Genomic DNA, 25733 nt, shown 5'->3' with positions numbered 1-25733 from the left:
TGCCGTCGTCGGCCAGGGACCCCTCGACCAGGCGGCCCTGCAGCATCTGCCAGGCGAAGGCCTGCGCGATCAGCTCGGCCCGGGCGGCGGACACCGAGCGCCACATCCGCTCGACGTTCTCCAGCGCGGTCAGCACCGACTCGGCCTGCGCCTCCAGGCGCGCCCGCGCACCAGGCACACGCTTGACCACCTCTACGGGCACACCCAGCTGCAGCAGCGCGGCCGGGACCTCCGGCCCCAGGACGGCCCGGGACCCGCCCGTGCCCATGGTGTGGGCGCGGCCGGGCAGGAGGGAGAGCACGTCCTGCACGGACACCTCCCGGGCGCCGGGTGCCTCGTCGGGCAACGCCGGCCACGCCCGACCGGCCGGCAGCTCCAGGACCGCGGGATGCAGCGGCGAGGTCCACCACGGCTGGCCTTCCGACCGCGAGGCGTCAGCGGCGACGAGACGCTCGGCGAACGACAGCACCTCTGCTGGTGGTGCCGCCGCTGTCGGTGCAACGGGCGTCGGCGCCCCTGGCCTCGACGCACCGTGCGACGAGCCCGCTCGCTGCGAGCGTCCCACCTGCGCGGACGTACCCCGGTCGGCCATGGGCCCATCCCACCACCGACCACTGACACGCGGCTTCGGGCGGGAGGGCAGCACGCAAGTGGGCACAGCACCGTGCTCGATGGGGCGCCGGTCGTCCACCCCCTGCGGCGCGTCCCATCCGGATCCGACCGCCCCCCGTGTGCTTCTGAGGCGGCACGGCGCCGGTGACGTCGACTCAGCCGGAGGGAGGGCGGATGACGCAGGATGGCCCCATGACCCGCCCCTCGGCAGAGCCTCGCGGCCGCTCCCTCGTCGGACCGGTCGTCGGTGCCGTGCTCGCCGCGCTCGTCGGCGCCGCCGCGCTCGTGGCCGGGCAGGCCGACGACTCGCCGGGGCTCGGCGGGCTGGGGCTGCTGGTGGCCCTGACTGGGGTCGTGCTGGCGGTGCGGTCCGTCCGCCGACGACGGTCCGGCTGACGTCGCTCCGGCCGACGGCGCTCCGGCCGACGACGCGACAGGGCGCTCCGCCTCGGCTCGCGGTCCGACGGGCCTCTCTCCTCCGCTTGCAGCCCTCACCTTCCGGGTCTTGTCTGGCACCTGTCGCCATGCGGGCGCGGAGGGCCGACGCCGCCGAGGGGAGCCGCATGGCCAGGACCGACCGCATCGCCGAGCCGTGGGGGACGCGGACGCCGTACGGGCCGGGGGAGCGGTGGCCCGTCCGGGTCGACCAGCACCTCGAGGAGGGGCTGACCGAGGCGGACGTCGACCGCTGGGTGCAGAGCGCGTCGACCCTGCACAGCAACGGCGACGGCCTCGACCTGGCCGTCAAGGACGGGCGGCTCGTCGGCGTCCGGGGGCGCGCGCAGGACCGCGTCAACCACGGCCGGCTCGGGCCCAAGGACCTCTTCGGCTGGCAGTCCGTCGGGTCCTCCGACCGGCTGACGCAGCCCCTCGTCGGCCGTGACGGCCGGCTCGTGGAGACGACGTGGGACGAGGCGATGGAGCTCCTCGTCGGGCGCATGCAGGAGCTGCTGGCCGAGCGCGGCGCCAGCGCGGTCGGCTTCTACACCACGGGCCAGCTCTTCCTCGAGGAGTACTACACGCTCGGCGTCATGGCCCACGCCGGCATCGGCACCAACCACGTCGACGGCAACACGCGTCTGTGCACCGCGACGGCGGCGGCCGCGCTCAAGGAGTCCTTCGGCTGCGACGGCCAGCCCGGGTCCTACACGGACGTCGACCACGCCGACGTCATCGCCCTGTTCGGGCACAACATGGCGGAGACGCAGACGGTCCTGTGGACGCGGATCCTCGACCGGCTCGCCGGCCCCCGTCCGCCCCAGGTCCTGTGCGTCGACCCGCGCCTCACGCCGGTGGCGCGCGCAGCGACGGTCCACCTGGCCCCGCGCCCGGGCACGAACGTCGCGCTGATGAACGGGCTGCTGCACGAGGTGATCGCGCACGGCTGGGTCGACGAGGACTACGTCGCCGCGCACACCGTCGGGTTCTCCGAGCTCGAGCGCCAGGTGCGCGAGTACACGCCGGAGGTGGTCGCGCGCATCTGCGACGTGCCCGAGGAGGACCTGCGGGCGGCGGCGCGGCTCGTCGGGACGGCCGACCGGCTGCTGTCGACCGTGCTGCAGGGCTTCTACCAGTCGCACCAGGGCACGGCCTCGGCCGTCCAGGTCAACAACCTGCACCTCGTGCGGGGCATGCTCGGGGCGCCCGGGCGCGGGCTGCTGCAGATGAACGGCCAGCCCAGCGCCGAGAACACCCGGGAGTGCGGCGCCGACGGGGACCTGGCCGGCTTCCGGAACTGGTCGAACGCCGCGCACGTGGCCGACCTCGCGCGCGTGTGGAACGTCGAGCCGGACGCCATCCCGCACTGGTCCCCGCCGACGCACGCGATGCAGATGATGCGCTACCTCGAGGACGGCTCGATGCGCATGCTCTGGGTGCAGGGCACCAACCCGCTGGTGTCCCTGCCGGAGCTGAACCGCATCCGGTCGGTGCTCACGCAGGAGCGCGTGTTCCTCGTCGTGCAGGACATCTTCCTGTCCGAGACGGCGCAGGTCGCGGACCTCGTGCTGCCGGCGGCGACGACGGGCGAGAAGACGGGGACCTTCACGAACGTCGACCGCACGGTGCACCTGTCCGAGAAGGCCGTGGAGCCACCGGGGCAGGCCCGTCCCGACCTCGACATCTTCCTCGACTTCGCCCGCCGCATGGGGTTCCGCGACAAGGACGGCGGCCCGCTGGTGCACTGGCACGACCCGGAGTCGGCCTTCGCGGTGTGGAAGGAGTGCAGCCGCGGCCGCCCCTGCGACTACACGGCGCTCACCTACGACAAGCTCCGCGGCGGCAGCGGCATCCAGTGGCCGTGCGACGAGGAGCACCCGGAGGGCACCGAGCGCCTGTACGAGGGCGGGCGCTTCTTCGCCGCGCCCGACGTCGCGGAGAGCTACGGCCGCGACCTCATCACCGGTGCGCCCCTGGAGGAGACCGAGTACCGCGCGATGAACCCGCAGGGCAGGGCGGTGCTCAAGGCCGCGCGCTACGTCCCGCCCCACGAGCTGCCGAGCGAGAGGTTCCCGCTGCAGCTCGTCACCGGGCGCACGCTCTACCACTTCCACACGCGCACCCGGACGGGCCGGGCGCGGCAGCTCCACGACGCGGCACCCGACGTGTGGGTGGAGGTCTCGCAGCACGACGCCGGGACCCACGGGCTCGCCGAGGGCGACCTGGCGGAGGTGACGACGCCGCGCGGGCGCGTCGAGGGCCGGGTGCGCATCAGCGGGATCCGCCCCGGCGTCCTGTTCCTGCCCTTCCACTACGGCTACTGGGACATGCCGGGTGGGCACGCGCCCGACGGCCACTCCCGCGCCGCCAACGAGCTCACGCTGACCGACTGGGACCCGTGCTCCAAGCAGCCGGTGTTCAAGACCGCGGCCGCCCGCCTGCGGCGGCTGGCCGCCTCGGACGGCACGCCCTCGCCCGCGCCGACGACGACGGGTTCGGCCCCGGTCGGCCCGGGCGCGGCGTCCGTCCCGCCCACCCGCGGGGGTGAGGCATCGATGTCCGACGAGCTGCTGCCGTCCGACGATCTGCCCACCGACGACCTGCCGTCCGACGGAGGTGCGCGATGAGGATCGGTCTGGCGCTGCGCGAGCTGCACCGCGACGAGACGGAGCTGGCCGACGAGCTGCTCCACCTCTCCGAGCGGCACGCCGTCGACCACGAGGTGTACCACCTGGCCCGCGACCTGGCGGGGTGGTCTGCGGACCACGTACGTCGCATCGCGGAGATCGCCGGCCGCTACGGCGAGGACCTCGACCCGGACGCGGTGGGGGAGAGCGGCACCGCCAAGCGCGTGCGGGAGCGGGTCAGCGACGCGCTCGACCGGAGCGCGCCGCCCGGCATGGCGCTCCTGCGCGACCTGCGGACGGTCTACACCATGGCGCAGGGCGTCTCCGTCGACTGGGAGCTGCTCGCGCAGGCCGCCCAGGGCATCCGCCACCACGACCTGCTCGACCTCACTCAGCACTGCCACCCGGAGAACCTGCGCCAGGCGCGGTGGGCCAACGCCAAGCTCAAGGAGTCCGCGACCCAGGTCCTGGTCTCGTGACCGGCCCCGTCGGCCCTGGCCCAGCCCCCGCCGCCCGCGTCGTCGTCCGCCCGCTGGGCACGCCGCTCCCGCTCGGGTTCCTCGGTCTCCTCGTGGCGACGACGGGCTTCGCCGCCCTGCAGCTCGGCTGGGTCCCGGCGGACCAGGGCCGCGCGGTGGCGCTGGGCGTCCTCGCGGCGACCGTGCCGACGCAGTTCGTCGCCTGCGTCCTGGGGTTCCTCGCGCGCGACCCGGTCGCCGGGACGGGCATGGGCGTGCTCGCCGGCACCTGGGGCGCGGTGGCGCTGGCGACGCTCACCTCCCCGCCCGGGGCGACGAGCCCGGGGCTGGGCGTGCTGCTGCTCGCGGCGGCGGCCGCGATGCTCGTGCCGGTGGCGGCGGCGACGACGAAGCTCGTCGCCGCGGCCGTCATGGGCCTGGCGGCGGTGCGGTTCGCGGTGACGGGCGTCGCGCAGCTCACCGGCGACCCCGGGTGGCTGACCGCGGCCGGCGTCGTCGGGCTCGTGCTGGCCGTCGTCGCGCTCTACGCGGCCGTGGCCTTCGAGCTCGAGGACGCCCACCACCGGACCGTGCTGCCCGTGCTGCGGCGGGGCGCCGGCGCGGACGTCATGACCGGCTCCCTCGACGAGGAGCTGGGGTCGCTCGCGCACGAGGCCGGAGTGCGCCGGCAGCTCTGAGGGGTCAGTTCCGAGGGGGCAGCTCTGGGAGGCGGCGGTCAGGCCGGCGCCGGCGCGCCCTCCGTGCTGCCCGGTGCGGCGTGCCGTCCCCGGCGTGCTCGGCGGTCGGCGTCCTCGTCGGGCCCGGGCGCACCCGCGGCGTCGGCGCTGCCCTCGGTCCCCGCGGAGCCGTCTCCCGCGCCGCCGTCGTCCCCGCGGGCGGCGCGACGGGCGCGCCGTCGCTCCGCCCGACGCTCGATCCCGCGCTGCTGCAGCGTGTAGAGCACCGGCACGACGACGAGCGTCAGCAGCGTGGAGCTGACGAGCCCGCCGATGACGACGAGCGCCAGCGGCCGGGAGATGAACGCGCCGCCGCCCGTGATGCCCAGCGCCATCGGCAGCAGCGCGAAGATCGTCGCCGCCGCCGTCATGACGATGGGCCGCAGGCGCTTGCGCGCGCCCTCGGTGACGGCCTCGTCGAGCGGGCGGCCGCGGTCGCGGTACTGGTTGACGAGGTCGATGAGGACGATCGCGTTGGACACGACGACGCCGACGAGCATGAGCAGCCCGATGAGCGCGGGAACCCCCAGCGGCGTCCCCGTCACGAGCAGCGCGACGAGGGCGCCCGTCGCGGCGAACGGCACCGACACGAGCAGGATGAGCGGCTGCGCCAGGCTGTTGAAGGTCGCCACCATGACGATGTAGACGATCGCCACGGCCAGGACCAGCGCGAGGCCGAGGTCGGAGAACGCGTCGGACTGGTCGGCCGCGACGCCGCCCACCGTGACGTCGGCACCGGCCGGCAGATCCAGGTCCTCGACCGCGGCGGTCAGGGCGGAGGTCAGGGACCCGACGTCGTCGCCGGCGGGCGTGACCGCCACGGTGGCGCTGCGCCGGCCGTCGACGCGCGTGATGCTCGCCGGTGTGTCGACGGCCGCGACCTGCGCGACCTGGCCGAGCAGCACCGGCGTGCCGCCGGGGCCGCTGCCCACCGGCAGCGCAGCGAGCTCGTCGGCGGTGGCCGGGGCCGTGCCCAGCGCCGCCAGCACCGGGACCGGGCCCTCGCCGAGGTCGACGGTGCCGACCTGCTGCGGCGACATGACGCCGGCCACGGTCCCGGCGACCGCCGTCTCCGTCAGGCCGAGCGCGGCGGCCGCATCGCGGTCGACCTGCACCTGCAGCACCTGCTGCGCCTGGCTGAGGTTGTTCGTGATCTCGGCGGCGCCCTCCGTGCCGGCGACGGCGTCCTCGACCTGGGCGGCGACGTCGGTGAGCACCTCGAGGTCGTCGGCGGTCACGACGAGGTCGACGGTCGAGCTCCCGAACGCGGCGGCGCCGCCGCTCACGTCGATCGCCGTCGCCGGCGCCTCGACGAGGTCGGCCACGGCGTCCCTGACGGCGCCCTGCACCGCCACGCCGTCGGCGTCCTCGTCGAGCGTGAGGGCGAACGTGGCCTGCGTGCCGCCGCCCCCGGTGAACGCGGCGGTGGTGGGGTCGGTGCCGATCGACGTCTGGATCGTCGTCACGCCCTCCGTGCCGGCCAGCGCCGCCTCCACCTCCTGCGCGGCCGCGTCCTGCGCGGCCAGCGACGTGCCGGGCTCGAAGGACTGCGTCACCGTGAGCGTGTCCTGCCCGGAGTCGCCGAGCAGGTTCGTCTCGAGCAGCGGCACGAGCGCGACCGTCCCGCCGAGGACCCCCACCGACACGAGCAGCGTGACGACGGGCCGGCGCAGCGCCGCGGCGAGCAGGGGCAGGTAGCCGCGCTGCCAGACGCCGCGGCGCTCGGCGGCCTCGGCCTGCGCGCGGACGCGCGCGGCCTCCTCGGGGTCGACGCTCTCGGGAGCCCGGACGAACCAGAAGGCCAGGACCGGCACGATGGTGAGGGCGACGAGGAGCGAGGCGCCCATGGCGATGGCCACCGTCACGGCGAAGGGCCGGAACAGCTCGCCGACCAGCCCGCCGACGAGCGCGATCGGCAGGAACACCGCGACCGTCGCCAGCGTCGAGGCGGTGATCGCGCCGCCCACCTCGCGCACGGCGGTGAGGATCGCCGGCAGCCGCGCCTCGCCGTAGGACAGGTGCCGCTTGATGTTCTCGATGACGACGATGGCGTCGTCGACGACCCGGCCGATCGCGATCGTCAGTGCCGCCAGCGTCAGCAGGTTCAGCGTGTACCCCGTGACGTTCATGATCGTGAACGCCACCAGCAGCGACAGCGGGATCGACACCGCGGACACCAGCGTCGAGCGCAGCGAGGCCAGGAACAGCAGGATCACGACGACCGCGAACACCAGCCCGAGCAGGCCCTCGGTGGCCAGCCCCTCGATGGACTCGGTGATGAACGGCGCCTGGTCGAAGACGACGGCCACGCGCACGTCCTGCGCGGCCAGCCCCTCCTCGAGGTCGGCGAGCACGTCCGCGACGGCGTCGGACACCTCGACGGTGTTGGCGTCCGGGGTCTTCGTGATCGCCACCCCGAGCGAGGGGTCGCCGTCGAGCCGGGCGATGGAGGTGGCGGCGGCCTCCTCGTCGACGACGGTCGCGACGTCGCCCAGCGGCACCGGCGCGTCGCCACCCGCGCCGCCGCCCGCCCCCGGGAGCAGGGGGAGCGCACGCAGCTCGTCGAGGCTGGTGACGACCGAGCCCGCCTGCACGGACAGCGTCTGGTCGCCCTCGGTGAGGGCGCCGGCGGGCAGGCGCAGGCCGTTCTGCTCGAGCACGCCCGTCACCGCGTCCGGCGTGAGCCCGGCGGCGACGACCGCGGCGAGGTCGACGTCGAGGACGACCTGCCGCTCGGCCTGGCCCGTCACCGCGACCGTCCGCACGCCGGGCAGCTGCTCGAGCTCCGGGACCAGCACCGTGTCCACGGCGTCGGTGAGCGCCGGCCCGCCGCCGGCCCCCGCGGCGGCGAGCTGCACCACCGGCAGGTCGTCGATGCTGCCGGTGAGCACCTGCGCCTCGACGTCCTCGGGCAGGAACCCGCTGACGTTGTCGATGCCGGTCTGCAGCTCCTGGCGGGCGGCGCCGATGTCGGTGCCGTAGACGAAGGTGACGGTCGTCACCGACAGGTTCGTCGACGACGTGGACGTCACCTGCTCCACGCCGCTGATGCCGCGCGCCGCCCCCTCGAGCACCGCCGTGACCTGGTCCTCGACGACGTCGGGCGACGAGCCGGGGTACGTGGCGACGACGGCCGCGGCGGGCAGCGTCACCGACGGGATGAGCTCCTGCTTGAGCGACCCCAGGCTCACCACCCCGAGGACGGCGATCGCGACCGTCACCAGCGCGGTCAGGGCGCGACGGCCGAGGGAGAGGCGGGCCAGGAGCTGCACGGGTCCTCCGTCTGCTGTGCCGGCCGGGACGGCACCGGCCGCGCGCTGCTGAGTCTAACGCGCAGGCGGGGCGCCCCGGGGCCGCCGGTGACCGGCTCTCAGGCGCGACGGCCGCAGAGGCGTCGCGCGGCCGGCTGTAGCGTCGGGACGGTGACGAGCGACACCGTGGACGCACGGCGCATCGATGCCGCCCTGGTCGGGGCGCTGCTCCGCGAGCAGTTCCCGGCGTGGGCGTCGCTGCCGGTGCGACCCGTCGTGCCCGGCGGCAACGACCACCGCACCTTCCGGCTGGGGGAGCACCTGAGCGTCCGGCTGCCGAGCGCGCCCGGGTACGTGCCGCAGGTGACCAAGGAGCAGGCGTGGCTGCCGGTCCTGGGGCCGCTGCTGCCGCTGCCGGTGCCGGCCGTGCGCGGGGTCGGACGCCCGTCCGCGCTGTTCGGGGCGCCGTGGTCCGTCTACGGCTGGCTGCCGGGGGAGCAGGCCGTGGCCGCGCCGCCCGACGACCCCGTCGCGCTGGCCACGGAGCTGGCCGCGCTCCTCGTCGCCCTGGGGGAGGCACCGACGGACGGCGCGCCCCCGCCCGGGGAGCACAGCGCGTGGCGCGGGGGCCCGCTGGCGCACTGGGACGACGAGGTGGGCGACATCCTCGGCCGCCTCGAGGGACGCGAGCGGGACCGGGCGGCCGGTCTGTGGCGCGACGCGCTCGCCGCGCCGTCCACGGTCCGGCCCCGCTGGTTCCACGGCGACGTGTCGTTCCACAACCTGCTCGTGCGGGACGGGCGGCTGGCGGCGGTGGTCGACTTCGGCTGCTCCGGCGTCGGGGACCCGGCGTGCGACACGGTGCTCGTCTGGACCCGGCTGCAGGGCGCGGCGCGCCGGGCGTACCGCGAGGGGCTGGCGCTCGACGAGGGCACGTGGGCGCGGGGACGCGGCTGGGCGCTGTGGAAGGCGCTCGTCATGCTGACGAACACGCCGCCCGGGCAGGCCGAGCTCGCCCGGCACGTCCTCGACGAGCTGTTCGCCGGCGTGTAGGGAAAGCCGGTCCCGAGCGGTGGCGGCACCGCGCCGCCGGGGCCGGTCAGACGCCGGCGTCCGCCATGGTGGCGGTGCGACCGCCGGCCTCGTCGACGACGACGCACAGGATCTCCCGGTCGTCCCCGAGCTCCCAGCTCTCCGGGCTCGGGTACATCGCCGAGAAGTACAGGACCGAGTCCTCGTACGGCAGCCCGACGAAGGACTCGAACTCGCCGTAGCAGAACTCGTCGGCGGCGCTGGCGACCGTCTCGTCACCCGGGTACGTCTCGTCCGTCATCTCGGTGGCGGCGTAGATCTCGCTGTCGTGCGCCTGGTCGCAGGGCACCGTCGGCACCGAGGCGACGTCCTGGACCTCCTCGGTGAACTCCTCGTCCGCGTCGATGCAGTCGCCCACCCGCAGGGCGAAGGCGTTCGCCTCGACCGCCGCCATGACCTCGCCGGTCTCCTCGTCGCGCTCCGGCTCCACCCCGCCGACGAGGGACTGCACCGCGGAGCACCCGGCCAGCAGGGTCACGGCGGTCAGGGCGGTGCCCGCCACCAGGGCGCGGCTCACGACCGGACGGACGAGGGAGCTGGGCACGGCGGGACCTCTCGGCGCAGGGACGGCCGGCGGTCGCCGACGGCGGGACGCTAGCCGCCGCCCGACGCGCCGGTGCCTGGATCGCCCGGATGTCACCCGTCCGCCGGATCGGACCCATCCGTCCGGCCCGAGGTCCGCATGCGCCTCACCCGCGGGGCACCAGGACCCGCTCCGCGTCCGCCTCCTCGCCGAGGCGCTCCCACTGCGCCGCGTACTCCCGGTGCTCGACGAGCGCTCCGATGCTCAGCGCGAGGTCGAGCAGCGCCGCGCGCTGCTGCGGCGCCAGGTGGCCCGGCGTCTCGTCGAACACGCAGAGCGTCCCGACGAGCCGGCCGTTGCCGCTGCGCAGCGGCACCGAGGCGTAGAAGCGCACGGAGGCCCGGCGCCCGTCCACCCAGGGGTTGCGCGCGAACCGGGGGTCGAGGGAGGCGTCGGGCACGTGGTGCAGCGTGCGGCCCGCGTCCTCCCCGGTGGCCGTCCAGCACATCGACTCCGCGAGCGCGGTGTCGCTCGGGGTGAACCCGGCCGCGAACGCCGGGCACTGCCACTCGCCGACGAAGAGGTTGACGACCGCGGTCGGCACGCAGGCGACGAGGGCGGCCAGCCGTACCAGGCCGGCGAGCCGCGCCTCGTCGTCGGGGCGCGAGGGCGCGGGTGACCGGGTCGGCGTGGTGGCCGGCGTGGTCGTCGGCGCGGTGGTCGATGTGGTGGTCGGCGGTGCGGTGGTGGTGCTCACCCCTGCCACAACGGCCTTTCGTCCTACGTCTTGACCGTCCGACGGCGGGTCCGCCCATCCGGAGCAGGCGCGCCCACCCGTACGCCTACCGGGTGAGCGGTGGTCGTCCCGTCACCGTCTGAGGGTTCGTCACTGCCGCAGGGTCCCCTCTGAAGGTCGCGCCGTCCTCGACGGGCGCGAAGCGGGTGCGGTTGTCTGCGTACATCTGCTGAACTCCACCCCCGCACGGCCTGCGTCGACCGCTCCGCCGTCAGTCGCTCGCGTAGGAGCCGGCTGCCTGCTACACCCTGCAGGTAGCCGCCGGACACCGGCGCCGGGGAAGTGCCAAGGCGTCACGGCTATACGGCCAGCCACCGAGCAGGTGACATAATGCACATTATCGGCGTAACTCCGTGCCCCGCGGCGCGCCGCCTCGTCGAGCAGGTGCGTCAGCATGCCCCGGCCGTACCCCTGCCCGCGAGCCTCCGCGGCGGTATGCATCGACTTCAGCTCGACGTGGTCGGCGTCGAGGGTGCGCAGGGCGCCGACGCAGACGACCTCGTCGCCCACGCGCCCGGCGAAGAGGGTCACCGAGGGGTCGGTCAGACCTGTCAGGTCGAGGGCTGGTTCCGGTGGACCGCGGCCGTGGTCGTGGGCGGGTACGCGCTCGTGCTGTTCGCGTTGCCGGTGCCCGGGGCCGTGCGCGTGCTGCAGGCCGGGCTCCTCGTGCAGGCCGCGCTGCAGGCCGTCGCGGCGCTGGGGCAGCGCCCGGGTCGCCGCCTCGTGCTGGACGACGAGGGCCTCGCGCTGCGTGGCCCCCTGCGGACGAGGCGCTGCCCGTGGGGCGACGTCACGGCCGTGCACGGCGACGCACCCGGCGGACGGGCCGCCGGCACGCGGCTGGTCGTCGAGCGCCGGGACGCCAGGCCGCTCGTGCTGCCGCCCCTCGGGCTCGCGGTGCCGGACCTGCACGCGCTCCTCGTCGAGCGGGTGCTCGACGACCGGGCGCGTGCGGCGGGCAGGACGGGCCCGGCGGGCGGGACGAGCTCGGCGGGCGCCGGCGGCCGGCGCCCCGAGCAGGAGCCCCATCCCTCGCACGGGTGAACGGCCCGGGATGCGGCCGTCGCCCGACGGGGTGACAGTGGAGGCACCGACACGCCGCGACCCGGGTGCCCTGCGGGTGCCCCCTTCGCCCTGAGCACCCCAGGAGAACCCATGCGAGCCGTCGTCTACCGCGGACCGAACGACGTCGAGGTCACCGACGTCCCCGACGCCACCGTCCAGGACCCCACGGACGTCCTCGTGAAGATCACGACGACGAACATCTGCGGGTCGGACCTGCACATGTACGAGGGGCGGACCTCCGTGGAGGAGGGCAAGGTCCTCGGCCACGAGAACATGGGCGTCGTCGTGGAGGTCGGCCCCGCCGTCTCGCGCGTGAAGGTCGGGGACCGCGTCAGCGTGCCGTTCAACATCGCGTGCGGCACGTGCCGCAACTGCCTGCACGGCTGGACGTCCTTCTGCCTGCGGACCAACCCGATCGAGGGCATGGTCGGCGCCGCCTACGGCTACGCGAACATGGGCCCGTACGACGGCGGCCAGGCCGAGTACCTGCGCGTCCCGTTCGGGGACGTCAACCTGCTGACGCTGCCCGAGGGCACCGAGCACGAGAACGACTTCACGATGCTGTCCGACATCTTCCCGACCGGCTGGCACGGCACGGAGCTCGCGGGCGTGGTGCCGGGCGACGACGTGGCCGTCTTCGGTGCCGGACCCGTCGGCCTCATGGCAGCGCACTCCGCGCTGATCAAGGGCGCGGCACGCGTGTTCGTCGTCGACCAGCAGGCCGACCGCCTGCGGCTGGCCGAGAGCATCGGCGCGATCGGTGTCGACTTCTCGGCCGGCGACCCCGTCGAGCAGATCATGGACGCCACGCGGGGCCGCGGCACCGACCGCGGCGTCGAGGCGGTCGGGTACCAGGCGCACGACCCGTCGGGCGAGGAGCACCCCGAGCTCGTCCTGGACAACCTCGTCTCGGTCGTCCGCGCGACCGGCGGCATCGGCGTCGTCGGGGTCTACATGCCGCAGGACCCGGGCGCGCGGACCGAGGCCGCCCAGCAGGGCCGCATCGGCTTCGACTACGGCACCTTCTTCACCAAGGGCCAGAGCATGGGCACCGGCCAGGCGCCCGTCATGCGCTACAACCGCCAGCTGCGCGACCTCATCGTCGCCGGCCGCGCGACGCCCGGCTTCATCGTGTCCCACGAGCTGCCCCTCGACGACGCCGCGGAGGGGTACGCCCGCTTCGACCGGCGCGAGGACGGCTGGACGAAGGTGCTGCTGCGCCCCGAGGCCCTCGCCTCCTGACGCACGCCGTCCCTGCCGCCCCCCGACGACCGTCCCCACGATCGCCCGGGACTGCCGCCCGGGGCCGCCGCCGGGTCACCCGGACGGCGGCCCCACGGTGCGGGCCGGCGGTGCGGCACGGGCACCGTCCGTGGCAGGATGCCCGGGTGCCGACCCCGGACGACGCCGACCTCGCGCGCACCATCGCGGAGGTCGAGGCGCAGGAGCGGGAGCTGCGGTTCACCTCCTTCACGCACGACGACGCGTGGCGGCTCGGGTCGCTCCTCGTCGAGCGGGCGCGGGAGCAGGACCTGCCCCTGACGATCGACATCCGGCGCGGCGAGCAGCAGGAGTTCCACGCCGCGCGTCCGGGCACCGTCCCCGACAACGACCGGTGGGTGGAGCGCAAGGTCCGCACGGTGCTGCGCTTCGGCGCCTCGTCGTACCTCGTCGGGCGGCGGCTGGCCCGGTCCGGCGGCTCGCTGGAGCAGCAGGGGCTGGCGACCGCGGAATACGCGGCGCACGGCGGGGCGTTCCCCGTGCACGTCGAGGGCGCAGGCATCGTCGGCGTCGTGACCGTCTCCGGGCTCCCCCAGGCCGAGGACCACGCGTTCGTCGTCGCCGCGCTGCGGGAGCACCTCGCCGGAGCCTGACGGGACGGCGTCGGGCGCAGGCGTGACGAGGGCCGGGACCGCGGCCCGCACCCCCGGCGGTCACAGCAGCTCTGCGCGCACGGGCACACCTGTGCGCTTCACACGACCTTCACGGGCCACCGGAACACCGTCCGGTCGCCGTCCGTTGGGTCATCTGGAACAGTCGTTTACAGACGCGTCGAGGTACGGAGGTCCCCCATGGCGAATCGCTCGCTGCGCGGCATGCGCATCGGATCCAACAGCATGGAGAGCGACGAGGGGGTCGACCTGGCCCCCCGGGCGCAGGCGTTCTACGACTGCCCCAACGGCCACACCATCATCCTGCCGTTCTCGGTCGAGGCCGACGTCCCGGTGGTGTGGGAGTGCCGCTGCGGCGCCGAGGCGCTGCTGCGCGACGGCGTGAAGCCCGAGGCGAAGGCCGGCAAGCCGCCGCGCACGCACTGGGACATGCTCCTCGAGCGCCGCACCATCGGTGAGCTGCAGGAGCTGCTCGACGAGCGCCTCGACCTGCTCCGGTCGGGCAAGCTGCGCCGCTCGGCCTGACGAGGCCCTCGGCAGCACCGCTCCCCCGCCACGGGCGTCGGACCTCCCGGTCCGGCGCCCGTCGTCGTTCCCAGGTGTCCGCGTGCCGGTCCCGTCCGCGTCCGCTCAGAGGCCGTCGACGCGGTCGGCGCGTCGCGTCCGACGTGCGCCGGCGGCGCCGGCGAGCACCGTCAGCACCGCCAGGGCGTCGACCACCCACGCCGGCCAGGGGCCCAGCCGTGTGGCCCACGTCAGCGACTGGCGCAGCGGCAGGTCCGCGACGAGCTGCTCGGTGGTGAACAGACCGGTGCGGTGGGTGATCACGCCGTCGGGCAGGATGACGGCGCTGACGCCTACGGTCGAGATCTGCACGGTCGCGCGGCCGTGCTCCACCGCACGCAGCTGGGACATGGCGAGCTGCTGCACCGCCTCGTCCGAGAAGCCGAAGGACGCGTTGTTCGTCGGGACGACGATGATCTCGCCGCCCGCTCGCACGCCGTCGCGCACGAGGGCGTCGTAGGCCACCTCGAAGCAGATGGCGTCGGCCATCTGCACGGTCCGGCCCAGGCGAGGTGAGTCGAAGGCGACGACCCCGGTCGTCGTGCCCGGCAGCATGTCGTTGACGACGAGGTCGACCGCCGACGAGAACGGGCGGACGAGCTCGCGGAACGGGATGTACTCCGCGAACGGCGCGGGGTGCTGCTTGGCGTAGCGGTCCGTCACGCCTTGTCCAGGCTGCCACAAGAGGGAGACGTTGTAGCGTCCGCCGGACTCGGGGTACTCGACCGCGCCGACGAGGATCGGCGCGCCGAGGGCTCGGGCGGCCGCGTCGATGCCGGCCGCGGCCTGGAGGTCCACCTGGGGGTCGATGTCCGAGCCGTTCTCCGGCCACAGGACGACGTCGAGCGCGCCCCGGCCGGCGTGCTCCGCCAGCTCTCGCGTCCCGGCCAGGTGGTTGTCGAGCACCTGCCGAGCGCGTCCGAAGGCCTCGAGCCCCGTACCGGGGACGTCGCCCTGCACGGCGCCGACGCGCAGCTCGCCGTCCTGCGCCCGGGCGTCGAGCGGGATCTGCCACCCGACCGCGAGCAGCGCCGCCGCCGCCGCGAGCCCCACGGGCGCCCGGAGCAGCTGCCCCCGCCGCAGCCGCAGCGCCACGAGCCCCAGGAGCACGCCCCCGGCGGCGACCACCCCGGAGACGAGCGGCGTGCCCGCCCAGGAGGCGTAGGCGACGAGCGGCGACGACGCCTGCGAGAACGCGAGCCTCCCCCACGGGAACCCGCCGAAGGGCCACGCCGACCGGAGCTCCTCCACGGCGACCCACAGGAGCGCGAACACCACCACCTGGAGCCCGCCCGAGCGCCACACGGCCTCGCCGCGCCGGGCCCAGCCCCACGCGGCACCCAGCAGCCCGACGAACGCCGCCTCGGCCACCGAGAGCGCGACCCAGGGCACGGGGCCGACCGCGTCGTCGGCCCAGGTGATGAGCGGCAGGAAGAAGGTGAGGCCCCACAGGAGCCCGACGAGGCAGTTCCACCGCGCGGAGTCACGGCGCAGCGCCCACCACAGCAGCGCCACGCCGACGGGCGCCAGCCCCCACCAGCCGGGGTCGGGGAACGCGAGCCGCGTCAGGGCGCCCCCGACGAGGGCCAGCAGGACCGTGACCCGGCGGGAAGGGGTCGGCGCGGGCACCGGCAGAGGGTACGTCACCGAGATGGGCGGTCCCTGACCGGAGTCGGCGGGTGCTGGCCGGAGTCGGCGGGTGCCGGCCGGAGTCGGCGGGTGCCGGTCGGAGCCGGCCGGCGACCGGCCGGCCCGCGCACCCTTCGTACCGGTCGACCACGACCGTTCTCTGATGAGTGCGCGGACCAGGCCGGAGCCGGTGGACCCGCGGTGCGTCCGGCGCGTGCGCCGGCCGTCCGAGCCGTCCCCGAACCTACCGGCGTGAGCCGGGGTGTCAAGGGGCCGGAGGTCCTGCTCACGAGCAGAAGCGCTGGTCAGCGGCGTGTGGTGCGTCCTGTGTCGAGCAGGTTTCCGCCTCGGCGTGTCCGCGTGGCGTGTCGCCCCGGCGCGGTCTCAGACCAGCTCGTCGTGCAGCACGTGCCCGGCGCGGACGGTGCGCAGGCAGCGCGGGCCGGCGTCGCCGGGCTCGAGCGCGGGCAGGAGCGGGGTCCCCGCGCGCGCGTCCGTCGCCCACGACGAGAAGCGCCCGGGGGCCGTCTGCACGGACAGGTCCTCGGCCTGCCACACGGCCAGGTGCGCCGGCGACCCCACCCGCAGCTCCCCCGACCCGTCGGCGTCGGCCCCGGCCGCCCGCCACCCGCCGCGGGTGTGGGCGCGGAACGCGGCGCGCGCCGAGAGCCGGTGCTCCGGGCGGTGGTGGTGCAGCGCCGCCGCCACCCCGGCCCAGGGCCGCCACGGCGTGACGGGGCTGTCCGACCCGAACGCGAGCGGTGCGCCGGCGGCGGCGTAGGCAGCCAGCGGGTTGAGCGTCGCCGCGCGCCCCGCGCCGAGCCGGGCCGCGTACATGCCGGCGTCGCCGCCCCAGACGGCGTCGAACGCCGGCTGGACGCTCAGCCGCACGCCGAGCGGCAGCAGGGCGGCCAGGGTCGCGTCGTCGACCATCTCCGCGTGCTCGAGCCGGTGGCCCAGGCGCGCGAGGGCGGGCGCCCCGACCTCCGCGGCGGCCGCCTGCAAGCCGGCGAGCACCGTGTCGGCGCCGGCGTCGCCGATGACGTGGAAGGCGGCCTGCACGCCGGCCAGGGTGGCGGCGACGAGGTGCTCGGCGACCTCGTCCGCCGTGAGCTGGAGCGTCCCGCGCGGGTGCGGGGCGTCCGGAGGCAGGTCCGCGTAGGGCTCGCGCAGGGCGGCGGTGCGCGAGCCGAGCGACCCGTCGACGTTGAGGTCCCCGCCGACCCCGGTCAGGCCGGGCAGGGCCTCGACGAGGGCGGCCACCTCCGCCTGCGTGCGGCAGCGCTCGGCCCGGTACCCGACGACGAGCGGGAGCCCGGAGGCCGGGTCCGCGGTGGCGGCCAGCAGCGCGGCGAGGCCCTCGCGGGCGTCGACGCCGGGGGCGCTGTGCTCGTGCACCGCGACGATCCCGTGGGCGGCGGCGTCGCGGAGGGCGGCGCGGCACAGCCGGTCGTGGCGCGCGGCGTCGACGGCCCGGGCCGCCGCGCGGGCGGCGAGGTGCGCGCCCAGCTCGACACGGCCGTCGGGGTGCCAGCCCGGCAGCCGGTCCGCCCCGCTCGTCGTCGCCAACGTCGTCGAGACGACGGCCGAGTGGACGTCCACCCGCGCGAGGTACACGGGACGTCCGCCGGCGGCGGCGTCGAGCTCGGCGGCGGTGGGCGGCCGGCCCTCGGGCCAGGTGCGCTCGTCCCAGCCGCTGCCCAGCAGCACCGCGTCCGGCGGCAGGGCGGCGTGGGCCGCGGCGACGGAGGCCAGCGCGTCGGCCATCGTCGGGCAGGCGCGGGCCGACAGGTCCAGGCCCTCGGCCGCCAGCGCCGTCTCCAGGACGTGCACGTGCGCGTCGACGAACGCCGCGGTCAGCAGCGCGCCGTCGAGGTCGACCACGCTGTCCGCGGACGCCGCCATGCCGGCGGCCGTGTCGTCGGCGCCCAGCCATGCCACCACGCCGTCGACCTCGAGCAGGGCCTCGGCGAAGGGGTCGGCCGAGGAGTGGACGGTGCCGTTGCGGTACAGGGTGGCGCTCACGCGGTCACCCTAGGAGGTCCGCCGGGAGCCGACCGCGGGGACGCGCTCACACCGAGGAGTAGGCGACGACCCCGCGTCGCACCGCGTCGATCGCCTTGACCGCCGTCCGGCGCGTCGTCGGCTCCGGCGCCGCCTGGGCGAGCTGGTCCAGCACGTCGACGACCTGCTTGCACCAGCGCACGAAGTCGCCGGCGGCCAGGTCCGACCCCCGCAGCACCACGTCGAGGCTGCGCCCGGAGGCCCAGCGGTGCACGGCCTGGACGAGGCCGAGGTCGAGGGGCTGCACCGTCTCGAGCCGGTGCGCGGCCTCGAGGTCCTCGAGCTCCGACCACGCCCGCACGGTCTCCTCCAGCGCGGTGCCGAGCCGGCCCGTGGGCCCTCCCGGCACGTGCGGCTCGGCGGCGTCGTCGCGCCGCGAGCGGTACACGAGCGTGGACACCGCGGCGGCCAGCGCGGGGGCGTCGAGGTCCTCCCACAGGCCGCGGCGCAGGCACTCGGCGAGGAGCAGGTCGTTCTCGGCGTACAGCCGCCGCAGCCACCGGCCGTCGGCGGTGACGACGAGGTCGCGGCGGCCGCCGACGGCGGGGCGGCCCGCGTCGTCGTGGCGCGCCCTCTCGTCCGACCCGGTGCCGTCCTCCGTGCCGTCCTCCGTGCCGTCCGCCGGGAGGTCCACGGGGAGGTCCGCGGGGTCGGCGAGGTAGCCGAGCCGGACGAGGACGTCGCAGATCCGGTCGAACACGGCGGCGATCGACCCGGTCCGGCCGGCGATGCGCTGCACGAGCGCCGCGTGCTCGGCGCGCAGCCGGCTCCAGCGCTGCGCCCAGCGCGCGTGCTCCTCGCGGTCGGGGCAGCCGTGGCACGGGTGCGCGCGCAGCTGCCGGCGCAGGGCCGCCAGGTCCTCGTCGCCCGCCGTCACGTCGGGGCCGCCGCGACCCCGGCGACCGCGGCCCCGCGGCGCCTCCGCCTCGGCGGGCGGCTCCGCGTCGGCGAACCGGCGCAGCGCGGCGGCGAGGTCCCGACGGGCGGCCGGGGCGCGGACGCTGAAGGACCGGGGGACGGCCAGGTGGCCCACGGTGCGGGCACCGCTGCCGACGTCCGCGACGGACAGGCGCCGCACCTGCCGGTCGGGCAGCAGCACGGTGGGCTGCGGCCCGTCGAAGCCGGGTGCGCCGCCGGGGTCGACGACGACCGCGTGCAGCGTGCGCCGCCGCCCCGACGGCACGGCGAGCACGTCGCCGACGCGCAGCCCCTCGAGGGTCCGGGCCACGTCGGCACGGCGGGCGCCGGCCTCGGCGCGGGCCAGCTCCTTCTCGCGGGAGGAGATCGCGTCCCGCAGGCGCTGGTACTCCGCGAAGTCGCCGAGGTGGCACCGCATCGCCTCCGCGTACCCCTCGAGCGCCTCCGCGTGGCCCTGCGCCTGCCGCGCCAGCCCGACGACGCCGCGGTCCGCCTGGAACTGCGCGAACGACGTCTCCAGCACCTCGCGCGCCCGCTCGCGGCCGACCTGCGCCACGAGGTTGACCGCCATGTTGTACGTGGGACGGAAGCTCGAGCGCAGCGGGTACAGCCGCCGGGACGCGAGACCGGCCAGCGCCACGGGGTCGAGTCCCTGGTGGTCGACGACGACCGCGTGGCCCTCCGTGTCGATGCCGCGGCGGCCGGCCCGGCCGGTGAGCTGCGTGTACTCCCCCGGCGTCACGTCGACGTGGCTCGACCCGTCCCACTTGACGAGCTTCTCCAGCACGACCGACCGCGCCGGCATGTTGATGCCGAGCGCGAGGGTCTCCGTGGCGAAGACGACCTTGATGAGCCCGCGGGCGAACAGGTGCTCGACCGTCTCCTTGAACAGCGGCAGCATGCCGGCGTGGTGCGCGGCGACGCCGCGGCTGGCGGCGTCGACGAAGGCCCAGTAGCCCAGGACGTCGAGGTCCTCCGGCGGGATGCCGGCGCAGCGCTGCTCGACGACCTGCCGGATCTCGGCCTGCTCCGCGGGGCGGGTGAGCCGCACGCCCGAGGTGAGGCACTGCGCGACGGCTCCCTCGCAGCCGGCCCGCGAGAAGATGAAGACGATGGCGGGCAGGAGGCCCTCCTCGTCGAGCAGCTCGACGACCGCCGGGCGCGGGGTCGGCCGGCGGAACGCGCCGGCACCGCGGGGGCTGTCGTCGTCGCGCCGCCCGCGACCACGTCCCGGGCCGCCGCCCGGTCGCTGCCGGGAGCCGTCGTCGCGGCGCCCGCGCAGGAGCCGGACGAGGTCGGGGTTGATGGGCGGGTCGACACCGGGGTCCGTCGGGTCGACGTGCCCGGCGTACAGGTCGAGCAGCTGGCGCTGGACGAGGACGTGCTGGCCGAGCGGGACCGGGCGGTGCTCGCTGACCACCACCTCCGTGTCGCCGCGGACGGTGGCCAGCCAGTCGCCGAACTCCTCCGCGTTGGACACCGTCGCGGACAGCGAGACGAGCTGCACGTCGTCGGGCAGGTGGATGATCACCTCCTCCCACACGGGTCCCCGGAAGCGGTCGGCCAGGTAGTGCACCTCGTCCATGACGACGTAGCGCAGGCCCTCGAGCGTCGCGGAGCCGGCGTAGAGCATGTTGCGCAGGACCTCGGTGGTCATGACGACGACCGGCGCCTCGCCGTTGACCGTCGTGTCACCCGTGAGCAGGCCGACCCTCTCGGGCCCGTAGCGGCGCACGAGGTCGGTGTACTTCTGGTTCGACAGCGCCTTGATGGGCGTCGTGTAGAACGCCTTGAAACCGCCCTCGACCGCCAGGTGCACGGCGAACTCCCCGACGACCGTCTTCCCGGCGCCGGTCGGCGCGGCGACGAGGACGCCCGCGCCCCGCTCGAGGGCCGCGCACGCCTCGAGCTGGAAGTCGTCGAGCGGGAAGTCCAGGCCCGCGCGGAACGCGTCGAGGCGGGTGCCCACGCTGCGGCGGCGTGCCGCGGCGTACCGCTCCGCGGGCGAGGGTTCGGTGGTGACGACGGTGCGACCCGCCGTCCGACGCTTCTGGGAGGGCACCCGCCCACCCTAGGCAGGCGTGCGCCCGACCCGCGCGTGGGCGGGGGCCCGGACGCGCCGCCGGGGACGCGGGGGCGTCAGGCGGAGGTCACGCGAGGACGTGGAGGGCGCCCGGCACGACCCGCGCCCGCAGGGGCAGCGGCCCGACCGGCTCCCCGTCGGCGAACGCCGGGGGCGGCGCCGGCGTGCCCGGCCCGGGCAGGGGCTCGACGAGGACGCCGGCGACCCGGTGCACCCGGACGGCCGGGTGCCCCAGGTGGCTGCCGCGGTAGAGGCGTGGGAAGACGGCGACGACCTGCCGCCGTGTCAGCGGCCCGGCCACGAGGACGTCGACGAGGCCGTCGGTGAGGTCCGCGCCCGGCGCGACGTGCAGCCCGCCGCCGAACCACGGCGTCCCGGCGAGGGCGACGAGGGTCGCGGGTCCCTCGTGGAGGACTTCCGTCGGACGGTCGGCCTCGTCGAGCCCGGTGAGGCGGTACCCGTAGGGCCGGAACCTCCGCAGCTCGCCGGCCAGGGCGCGCAGGCAGCGGGCCGGCCCCGGTGGCCAGCGCTGCGCGTTGGCCCGCGCGTTGACGGCGGCGTCCAGGCCGCAGGACACGACCCCGACCGCCCACTCGTGGCCGCCGTCGGCACGGTCGAGGAGGGTCGCGTCCACGCGGCGGGCACCGGTGCGCAGGCCGGCGTCGATGCGTGCCACGGCGGCCGCGGTGTCGTGGCGCGGCAGGCCGAGCGCGCGCGCGACGTCGTCGCCGGACCCGTGCGCGACGACCCCGAGCGCGACGTCCGTGCCGGCGACGAGCCCGACGCCGAGGTGGACGGCGCCGTCGCCGCCGACCACGACGAGCGCGTCGGCGCGCGTGTCGTCGAGCGCGGCCCGTGCGCGACCGCGCGCGTCGTGGGGCGTCTCGTCGGGCGTGCCGTCGGGCGCGGTGCCGCCCGAGGCGTCGATGACCTCGTGCCCCGCGGCGACGAGGGCGTCCTCCACGTGCCGGCCGGCATGGCGTGCGCGGCCGCTGCCGGCAGCGCCGTTGACGACGAGCACGAGACGGCTCATGCGGATCGGTCCGCCTGCGCGCGCGGGCTCAGCGGCCGGCCGGCACCTCGTCGGGCACCGTGCCGTCCAGGCGGGGCAGTCCCTCGGCGAGGCGGCGCCGGTCGACGCGGCGGTCGTGCAGCAGCGCCAGGCCCACGGCCGCGAAGTACAGGCCGCAGATCGGCAGCGCCAGCACGATCATCGTGATGGCGTCCGGCGTCGGGGTCATGACCGCCGAGAACGTGAAGGCGAGCATGATCGCCCACCGCCAGCCCTTGAGCATGGAGCGACCCTGCAGGAGGTTCGCGAGGTTGAGCCCCGTGAGCACCACGGGCAGCAGGAAGGCCAGCCCGAACGCGAGGATGAGGCGCATGACGAAGCTGAGGTACAGCTGCGCGTCGATGACGTTGCCCGCACCGTCGGGCGTGAAGTCCGTGAGGATCCGCACCGCGTTGGGCAGCGCCCACGCCGCGGTCGCCGCGCCGGCCAGGAAGAGCGGGACGGCGGCGGCGACGAACCCGATGGCGTAGCGCTTCTCGGTCCGGGTCAGGCCCGGCGTGACGAACGCCCAGAGCTGGTAGATCCACCAGGGGCTGGACAGCAGCACGCCGAGGAAGAGGGACACCTTCACCGCGACGTCGACGGACGTCGCGACGCCGGCGTAGTTGAGGATGACGAGCCCGCCCCGCGCCTCGGCGGCCTGGTTCAACGGCGCCGACAGCAGCTGGATGACCGGCTCGTAGAGGAACCAGCCCACGACCGCCCCGACGACGAGGCCGAGCGCCGCCAGCACGACGCGGCGCCGCAGCTCGCGCAGGTGGGCGCGCAGCGGCATGCGCCCGTCGTCGGACGCGGGGACCGAGGCGCGCGCCCGACGCAGGGCCACGGGTCAGGCCTGGGGCGCGTGGCCGCCCGGCGCGGGGGCGGTGGTGGTGCCCTGCGGCGGGACCGGGGACGTGCCGGCCGTCGGGCCGGGGTTCACCGGGCCGGTGTAGGCGGTGGGTGCGGGGGCCGCGGTCGTCGACGTCGCGCCGTGCTGCGCGGGCGGGGTGGCCTCGTCGTCGGTGCGCAGGTCCTTGACCTCGCTCTTGAAGATCTTGAGGCTCTGGCCGACGCTGCGGGCCAGGCCCGGCAGCCGGTTGGCCCCGAACAGGAGCACGACCACCAGCAGCAGGATGATCAGGTGGGTTGCCGTGGGGCGCATGCGGGGCTCCTTGGTCTTCCGGACGGCGCCGGCAGGGCTGCCGGACCGCGGGCGGGTCGCCGTGGGACGTCGTCGGTGGACGCGTCCATGGTACGGCGCACCCGGGCGACCGGGAGGGAAACGACAGGTGTCCACTCGCCCCGTCGGCGCGGTGGTCCTCAGGTCCAGTCGCGCTGCCAGGCGGCGTAGGTGCGGCGGTGACGCTCCGCCCGGGCCTCGCGCCGGGTCGCTGCCGCGGCACGCACCGCCTGCCAGCGGCCGTGCACCTCGGCGGGGTCGTCGAACAGCGTCGGGCGGGTCGGCGCGGCGGACGCCCGCGCCGCGGCCTCGAGCCGCTCGGCCTGCTCCCCGAGCCGGGCCGCGACCTCCGACGCGCGGCGCAGCTCGTCGAGCAGCGCGCGCACCGAGCGCCACAGGCGCCGCCCCAGGACGACGGCGCCGGAGACGGCCGCCAGCACCAGGACGGTCCACACCACGGCCCACAGCACGCCGGACACCCTAGTCGCGCCCGGCGTCGGCACGTCCGTCGGCCGGCTGCCCGTCGGTGGGCGCCCCGCTGGTGGGCGCCGCGTTTGTGCGCCCCTCGTCGTCGTCGACGAGGCCCGCAGCCGCGTACGCCGCGAGGGCGGCACGGGCGGCGGCGGCGGCCTCGCGCGCGGCGCCCGCGGGCCGGACGGCGAGGACGTCGGCGGCCGCGGCGAGGAGCACCCGGGTGAGCCACGCGGGGTGCTGGACGCGCACGTCGAGCTCGAGCGTCCCGTCGGGCAGCGTGCGGACGTCCTCGGTCGGGCTGCTCTCGGCCACCCACCGTCCCCGGCTGCGCAGGTGCAGCGTGACGACGTCCCCCTCCGACGGGCGGAAGTCGGTGCGGTCGGCGACGGCGTGGTCCTCCGCGGGCTCGTCGAGCGGCGTCACCGCCAGCACGCGGTCGAGCCGGAACAGCCGCTCCCCCTCGACCAGCCGGCACCACGCCAGCAGGTAGCTGCGCGCCTCGCCCGCCTCGAGCCGCAGCGGGTCGACGTCGCGCTCGGTGACGACGTCCGCCGCGTCGACGTAGCGCAGGTGCAGGCGGCGTCGCTCCCGGAGCGCCCGCTCCACCGTCGCGAGGACCTCGGGGCGGCCGGGGACCGCGAGGCGGACGTCGAGGGCGTCCTGCTGCGCGCCGCCCGTGGCGGCGGCGAGCTTCTCCGTGGCCGACGCCAGGACGGCGGCGCGCTCGTCGTCGAGGCCGGGGCCCAGCGCGTCCCGCAGCGCCCGCAGGGCCGTGAGCAGCACGGACGCCTCCCGAGGACCGAGGCGCAGCGGCCGCGTGATGCTGCGGCCCTCCGTCAGCCGCACCAGCCCGTGCTCGTAGGAGTCGGCGTCGAAGTCGATGAGGTCGTACGGGAAGTAGCCGGGCGTGCCCGTCACCCACAGGGTGTCGATGTCGGCGAGCACCTGCCGGGTGCTCACGTCGAACTGGCGCGCCACGTCCTCGACCGGGACGGCGCCGCGCCCCTCGAGGTAGGCGACGAGCCCGAGTAGCCGCAGCAGCCGGTCGCTCGCGCGCTCAGCCACGGTCTTCCCCGGCCGACGCGTCGGTGCTCGTCGCGGGCCCGGCCGGCACCGACGCCGGGAGCTCGTCGAGGCGCGCGGCGGCGCCGAGGAGACGCAGGACGGCGCGCCGCAGCTCCGGCGGGTCCAGCACCAGGACGGCGTCCCCCTGCCCGACGACCTCCTCCGCGAGCTCCCAGGGGCTGCGGTAGGGGACGACGACGACGTCGCGGCCGTCGGGGGCGGCGGTGGGCCGGCCCGTCCCCTGGCCTGCGACCCGGCCCTCGACGTGGCCCTCGACCTGGCCCTCGACCTGGCCCGCGGCCGCTTCCGGGACCGCGCGAGCGCGCAGCACGGCGGCGCGCTCGGGCAGCACGGCCAGGCGGGCGCGCCGCTCCTCCCCCTCGCCCCATGCGGCCAGCGCCTCGTCGAGCGCGGCGCGGGAGGGCGGCGGGAACGCGCCCGGCTCCCCCACCCGGCGCACCCCGCCCTCCACGCGGCTGAGCCGGAACGAGCGGGTGGCCCCGCGATCGCGGTCGTGGCCGATGAGCACCCAACCGCCCGTGCGGGTGAGCAGCTGCCACGGCTCGACGGTGCGCGTCCGGCGCTCGCCGGTGCTGGCCGCGCGGTAGGCGAACTGGACGGCCTGGCGCTCCTGCACCGCGTCGACGAGCGGGGCGAGGGCGGCTCCACCAGCACGGACCCGCGGGGCCAGCCCCTGGAGGAGGTCGGCGGACCCCGGTCCCTCCCCCACTGCGCGCAGCTTCGTGAGGGCGCGGTCCGTGTCGGCCCGCAGCGCGCGGTCCTGCCACAGCCCCGCGGCCAGGCCGAGCACGCCGAGCTCGGCCGACGTCAGCTCCACCGGGGGCAGCGACCAGGCGTCGGTGTCGACCCGGTAGCCGACGTCGTCGCCGTGCGCCTGGCCCGTGACGGTGACCAGGGGGACGCCGAGCTCGCGCAGCGTGTCCTTGTCGCGCTCGAACATCCGCTCGAAGGCCTCGTCGGAGGCCGCGTCCGCGTACCCGGCGACACTGCGACGCACCTGCTCCTTCGTCATCCGCCGCGAGGTGTTGACCAGGGCGATGACGAGGTTGAGCAGGCGCTCCGCGGCGGGGGTGGGGTCGGCCATCGCGCTCACCGTAGCGGGCGGGCAGGTCCGGGGCGGTGCGGGGCCGACGGGGACGGTCCGTCGCGCTCGTCGCGCGGTGCCCACAGCCGTCCCGTGCGAGGGTCGC

23 protein-coding genes are annotated in these 25733 nt (G+C 76.1%); 9 read left to right on the top strand and 14 right to left on the bottom strand.

All coding sequences use genetic code 11. From position 1 onward, the window contains the following. On the bottom strand, nucleotides 1-469 hold a 469-nt coding region (locus BM048_RS04085; protein WP_139224285.1), incomplete at its 3' end, for a hypothetical protein. A gap of 335 nt (nucleotides 470-804) precedes the next feature. On the opposite strand from BM048_RS04085, the gene BM048_RS04080 reads away from it, so the two are divergent. From BM048_RS04080 to BM048_RS04065, 4 genes are all read left to right on the top strand, one after another. Further along, nucleotides 805-1008 (top strand): hypothetical protein, encoded by a 204-nt coding sequence (locus BM048_RS04080; RefSeq protein WP_090030938.1) that lies wholly within the window; start codon nucleotides 805-807, stop codon nucleotides 1006-1008. Between the two features lie 167 nt (nucleotides 1009-1175). Then, entirely contained in the window at nucleotides 1176-3677 is a 2502-nt protein-coding gene (locus BM048_RS04075) for a molybdopterin oxidoreductase family protein (RefSeq protein WP_090030937.1), read from the top strand. Then, complete coding sequence (locus BM048_RS04070) at nucleotides 3674-4156, top strand: hypothetical protein (RefSeq protein WP_090030936.1); 483 nt, start codon at nucleotides 3674-3676, stop codon at nucleotides 4154-4156. The genes BM048_RS04075 and BM048_RS04070 overlap by 4 nt, the downstream gene beginning before the upstream one ends. Continuing rightward, a complete protein-coding gene (locus tag BM048_RS04065; RefSeq protein ID WP_090030935.1) occupies nucleotides 4153-4833 on the top strand; it encodes a hypothetical protein in 681 nt (226 codons plus the stop codon). Before BM048_RS04070 ends, BM048_RS04065 begins: the two co-directional genes overlap by 4 nt. A 38-nt stretch (nucleotides 4834-4871) precedes the next feature. On the opposite strand, the gene BM048_RS04060 is transcribed toward BM048_RS04065, so the two are convergent. Beyond that, nucleotides 4872-8144, bottom strand: a complete 3273-nt coding sequence (locus BM048_RS04060; protein ID WP_090030934.1) for an efflux RND transporter permease subunit — start codon at nucleotides 8142-8144, stop codon at nucleotides 4872-4874. A gap of 150 nt (nucleotides 8145-8294) precedes the next feature. Here BM048_RS04060 and BM048_RS04055 point away from each other — a divergent pair, with 150 nt between their 5' ends. After that, on the top strand, nucleotides 8295-9176 hold the full coding sequence (locus BM048_RS04055) for a phosphotransferase (RefSeq protein ID WP_239078826.1): 882 nt from the start codon (nucleotides 8295-8297) through the stop codon (nucleotides 9174-9176). A gap of 46 nt (nucleotides 9177-9222) precedes the next feature. Here BM048_RS04055 and BM048_RS04050 read toward each other — a convergent pair whose 3' ends face one another. From BM048_RS04050 to BM048_RS19115, 3 genes are all read right to left on the bottom strand, one after another. Next, on the bottom strand, nucleotides 9223-9759 hold the full coding sequence (locus BM048_RS04050) for a septum formation family protein (protein WP_090030932.1): 537 nt from the start codon (nucleotides 9757-9759) through the stop codon (nucleotides 9223-9225). Nucleotides 9760-9904: 145 nt separating this feature from the next. Further along, nucleotides 9905-10495: a GAF domain-containing protein gene (locus BM048_RS18595; RefSeq protein WP_090030931.1), complete on the bottom strand. Its 591-nt coding sequence runs from the start codon at nucleotides 10493-10495 to the stop codon at nucleotides 9905-9907. 129 nt (nucleotides 10496-10624) lie between these two features. Further along, on the bottom strand, nucleotides 10625-11044 hold the full coding sequence (locus BM048_RS19115) for a GNAT family N-acetyltransferase (RefSeq protein WP_425319168.1): 420 nt from the start codon (nucleotides 11042-11044) through the stop codon (nucleotides 10625-10627). On the opposite strand from BM048_RS19115, the gene BM048_RS04035 reads away from it, so the two are divergent. The 4 genes from BM048_RS04035 to BM048_RS04020 all read left to right on the top strand — a co-directional run bounded on the left by BM048_RS04035 (nucleotide 10970) and on the right by BM048_RS04020 (nucleotide 14016). After that, the gene (locus BM048_RS04035) at nucleotides 10970-11578 is read left to right on the top strand and encodes a PH domain-containing protein (protein WP_090030930.1); all 609 of its coding nucleotides are present in this window, start codon (nucleotides 10970-10972) and stop codon (nucleotides 11576-11578) included. The genes BM048_RS19115 and BM048_RS04035 overlap by 75 nt on opposite strands. 111 nt (nucleotides 11579-11689) lie before the next feature. After that, complete coding sequence (locus tag BM048_RS04030; RefSeq protein WP_090030929.1) at nucleotides 11690-12841, top strand: glutathione-independent formaldehyde dehydrogenase; 1152 nt, start codon at nucleotides 11690-11692, stop codon at nucleotides 12839-12841. 146 nt (nucleotides 12842-12987) lie between these two features. Next, nucleotides 12988-13473, top strand: coding sequence for a heme-degrading domain-containing protein (locus BM048_RS04025; protein ID WP_090030928.1), 486 nt, complete (start codon nucleotides 12988-12990; stop codon nucleotides 13471-13473). Between the two features lie 198 nt (nucleotides 13474-13671). Then, a complete protein-coding gene (locus BM048_RS04020) occupies nucleotides 13672-14016 on the top strand; it encodes an RNA polymerase-binding protein RbpA (protein ID WP_090030927.1) in 345 nt (114 codons plus the stop codon). A gap of 105 nt (nucleotides 14017-14121) precedes the next feature. On the opposite strand, the gene lnt is transcribed toward BM048_RS04020, so the two are convergent. The 9 genes from lnt to BM048_RS03975 form a co-directional block, all read right to left on the bottom strand. Then, entirely contained in the window at nucleotides 14122-15684 is a 1563-nt protein-coding gene (gene lnt, locus BM048_RS04015) for an apolipoprotein N-acyltransferase (protein ID WP_090031007.1), read from the bottom strand. A 384-nt stretch (nucleotides 15685-16068) separates the two neighbouring features. Further along, on the bottom strand, nucleotides 16069-17709 hold the full coding sequence (locus BM048_RS04010) for an amidohydrolase (protein ID WP_090030926.1): 1641 nt from the start codon (nucleotides 17707-17709) through the stop codon (nucleotides 16069-16071). A gap of 46 nt (nucleotides 17710-17755) precedes the next feature. Next, entirely contained in the window at nucleotides 17756-20728 is a 2973-nt protein-coding gene (locus BM048_RS04005) for a DEAD/DEAH box helicase (protein ID WP_090030925.1), read from the bottom strand. A gap of 88 nt (nucleotides 20729-20816) precedes the next feature. After that, nucleotides 20817-21782, bottom strand: coding sequence for a diacylglycerol/lipid kinase family protein (locus tag BM048_RS04000; RefSeq protein WP_090030924.1), 966 nt, complete (start codon nucleotides 21780-21782; stop codon nucleotides 20817-20819). A 28-nt stretch (nucleotides 21783-21810) separates the two neighbouring features. Beyond that, complete coding sequence (gene tatC / locus BM048_RS03995) at nucleotides 21811-22596, bottom strand: twin-arginine translocase subunit TatC (protein ID WP_090031006.1); 786 nt, start codon at nucleotides 22594-22596, stop codon at nucleotides 21811-21813. Nucleotides 22597-22650: 54 nt separating this feature from the next. Continuing rightward, nucleotides 22651-22965 carry a Sec-independent protein translocase subunit TatA gene (gene tatA / locus BM048_RS03990; RefSeq protein ID WP_090030923.1) on the bottom strand — a complete coding sequence of 105 codons (315 nt, stop codon included), beginning with the start codon at nucleotides 22963-22965 and terminating at the stop codon, nucleotides 22651-22653. 158 nt (nucleotides 22966-23123) lie between these two features. Next, nucleotides 23124-23453: a hypothetical protein gene (locus BM048_RS03985; protein ID WP_090031005.1), complete on the bottom strand. Its 330-nt coding sequence runs from the start codon at nucleotides 23451-23453 to the stop codon at nucleotides 23124-23126. Between the two features lie 10 nt (nucleotides 23454-23463). Beyond that, nucleotides 23464-24522, bottom strand: a complete 1059-nt coding sequence (locus BM048_RS03980; RefSeq protein WP_090030922.1) for a helix-turn-helix transcriptional regulator — start codon at nucleotides 24520-24522, stop codon at nucleotides 23464-23466. Then, nucleotides 24515-25627, bottom strand: coding sequence for a helix-turn-helix transcriptional regulator (locus BM048_RS03975; protein ID WP_090030921.1), 1113 nt, complete (start codon nucleotides 25625-25627; stop codon nucleotides 24515-24517). Before BM048_RS03975 ends, BM048_RS03980 begins: the two co-directional genes overlap by 8 nt. Nucleotides 25628-25733: the final 106 nt, after the last annotated feature.

It is taken from the genome of Cellulomonas marina (genome assembly GCF_900111925.1).
Classification (GTDB): domain Bacteria; phylum Actinomycetota; class Actinomycetes; order Actinomycetales; family Cellulomonadaceae; genus Cellulomonas; species Cellulomonas marina.
The sequence above is the reverse complement of the archived record's forward strand: the minus strand, read 5'-3'. Positions and strand labels throughout refer to the sequence as shown.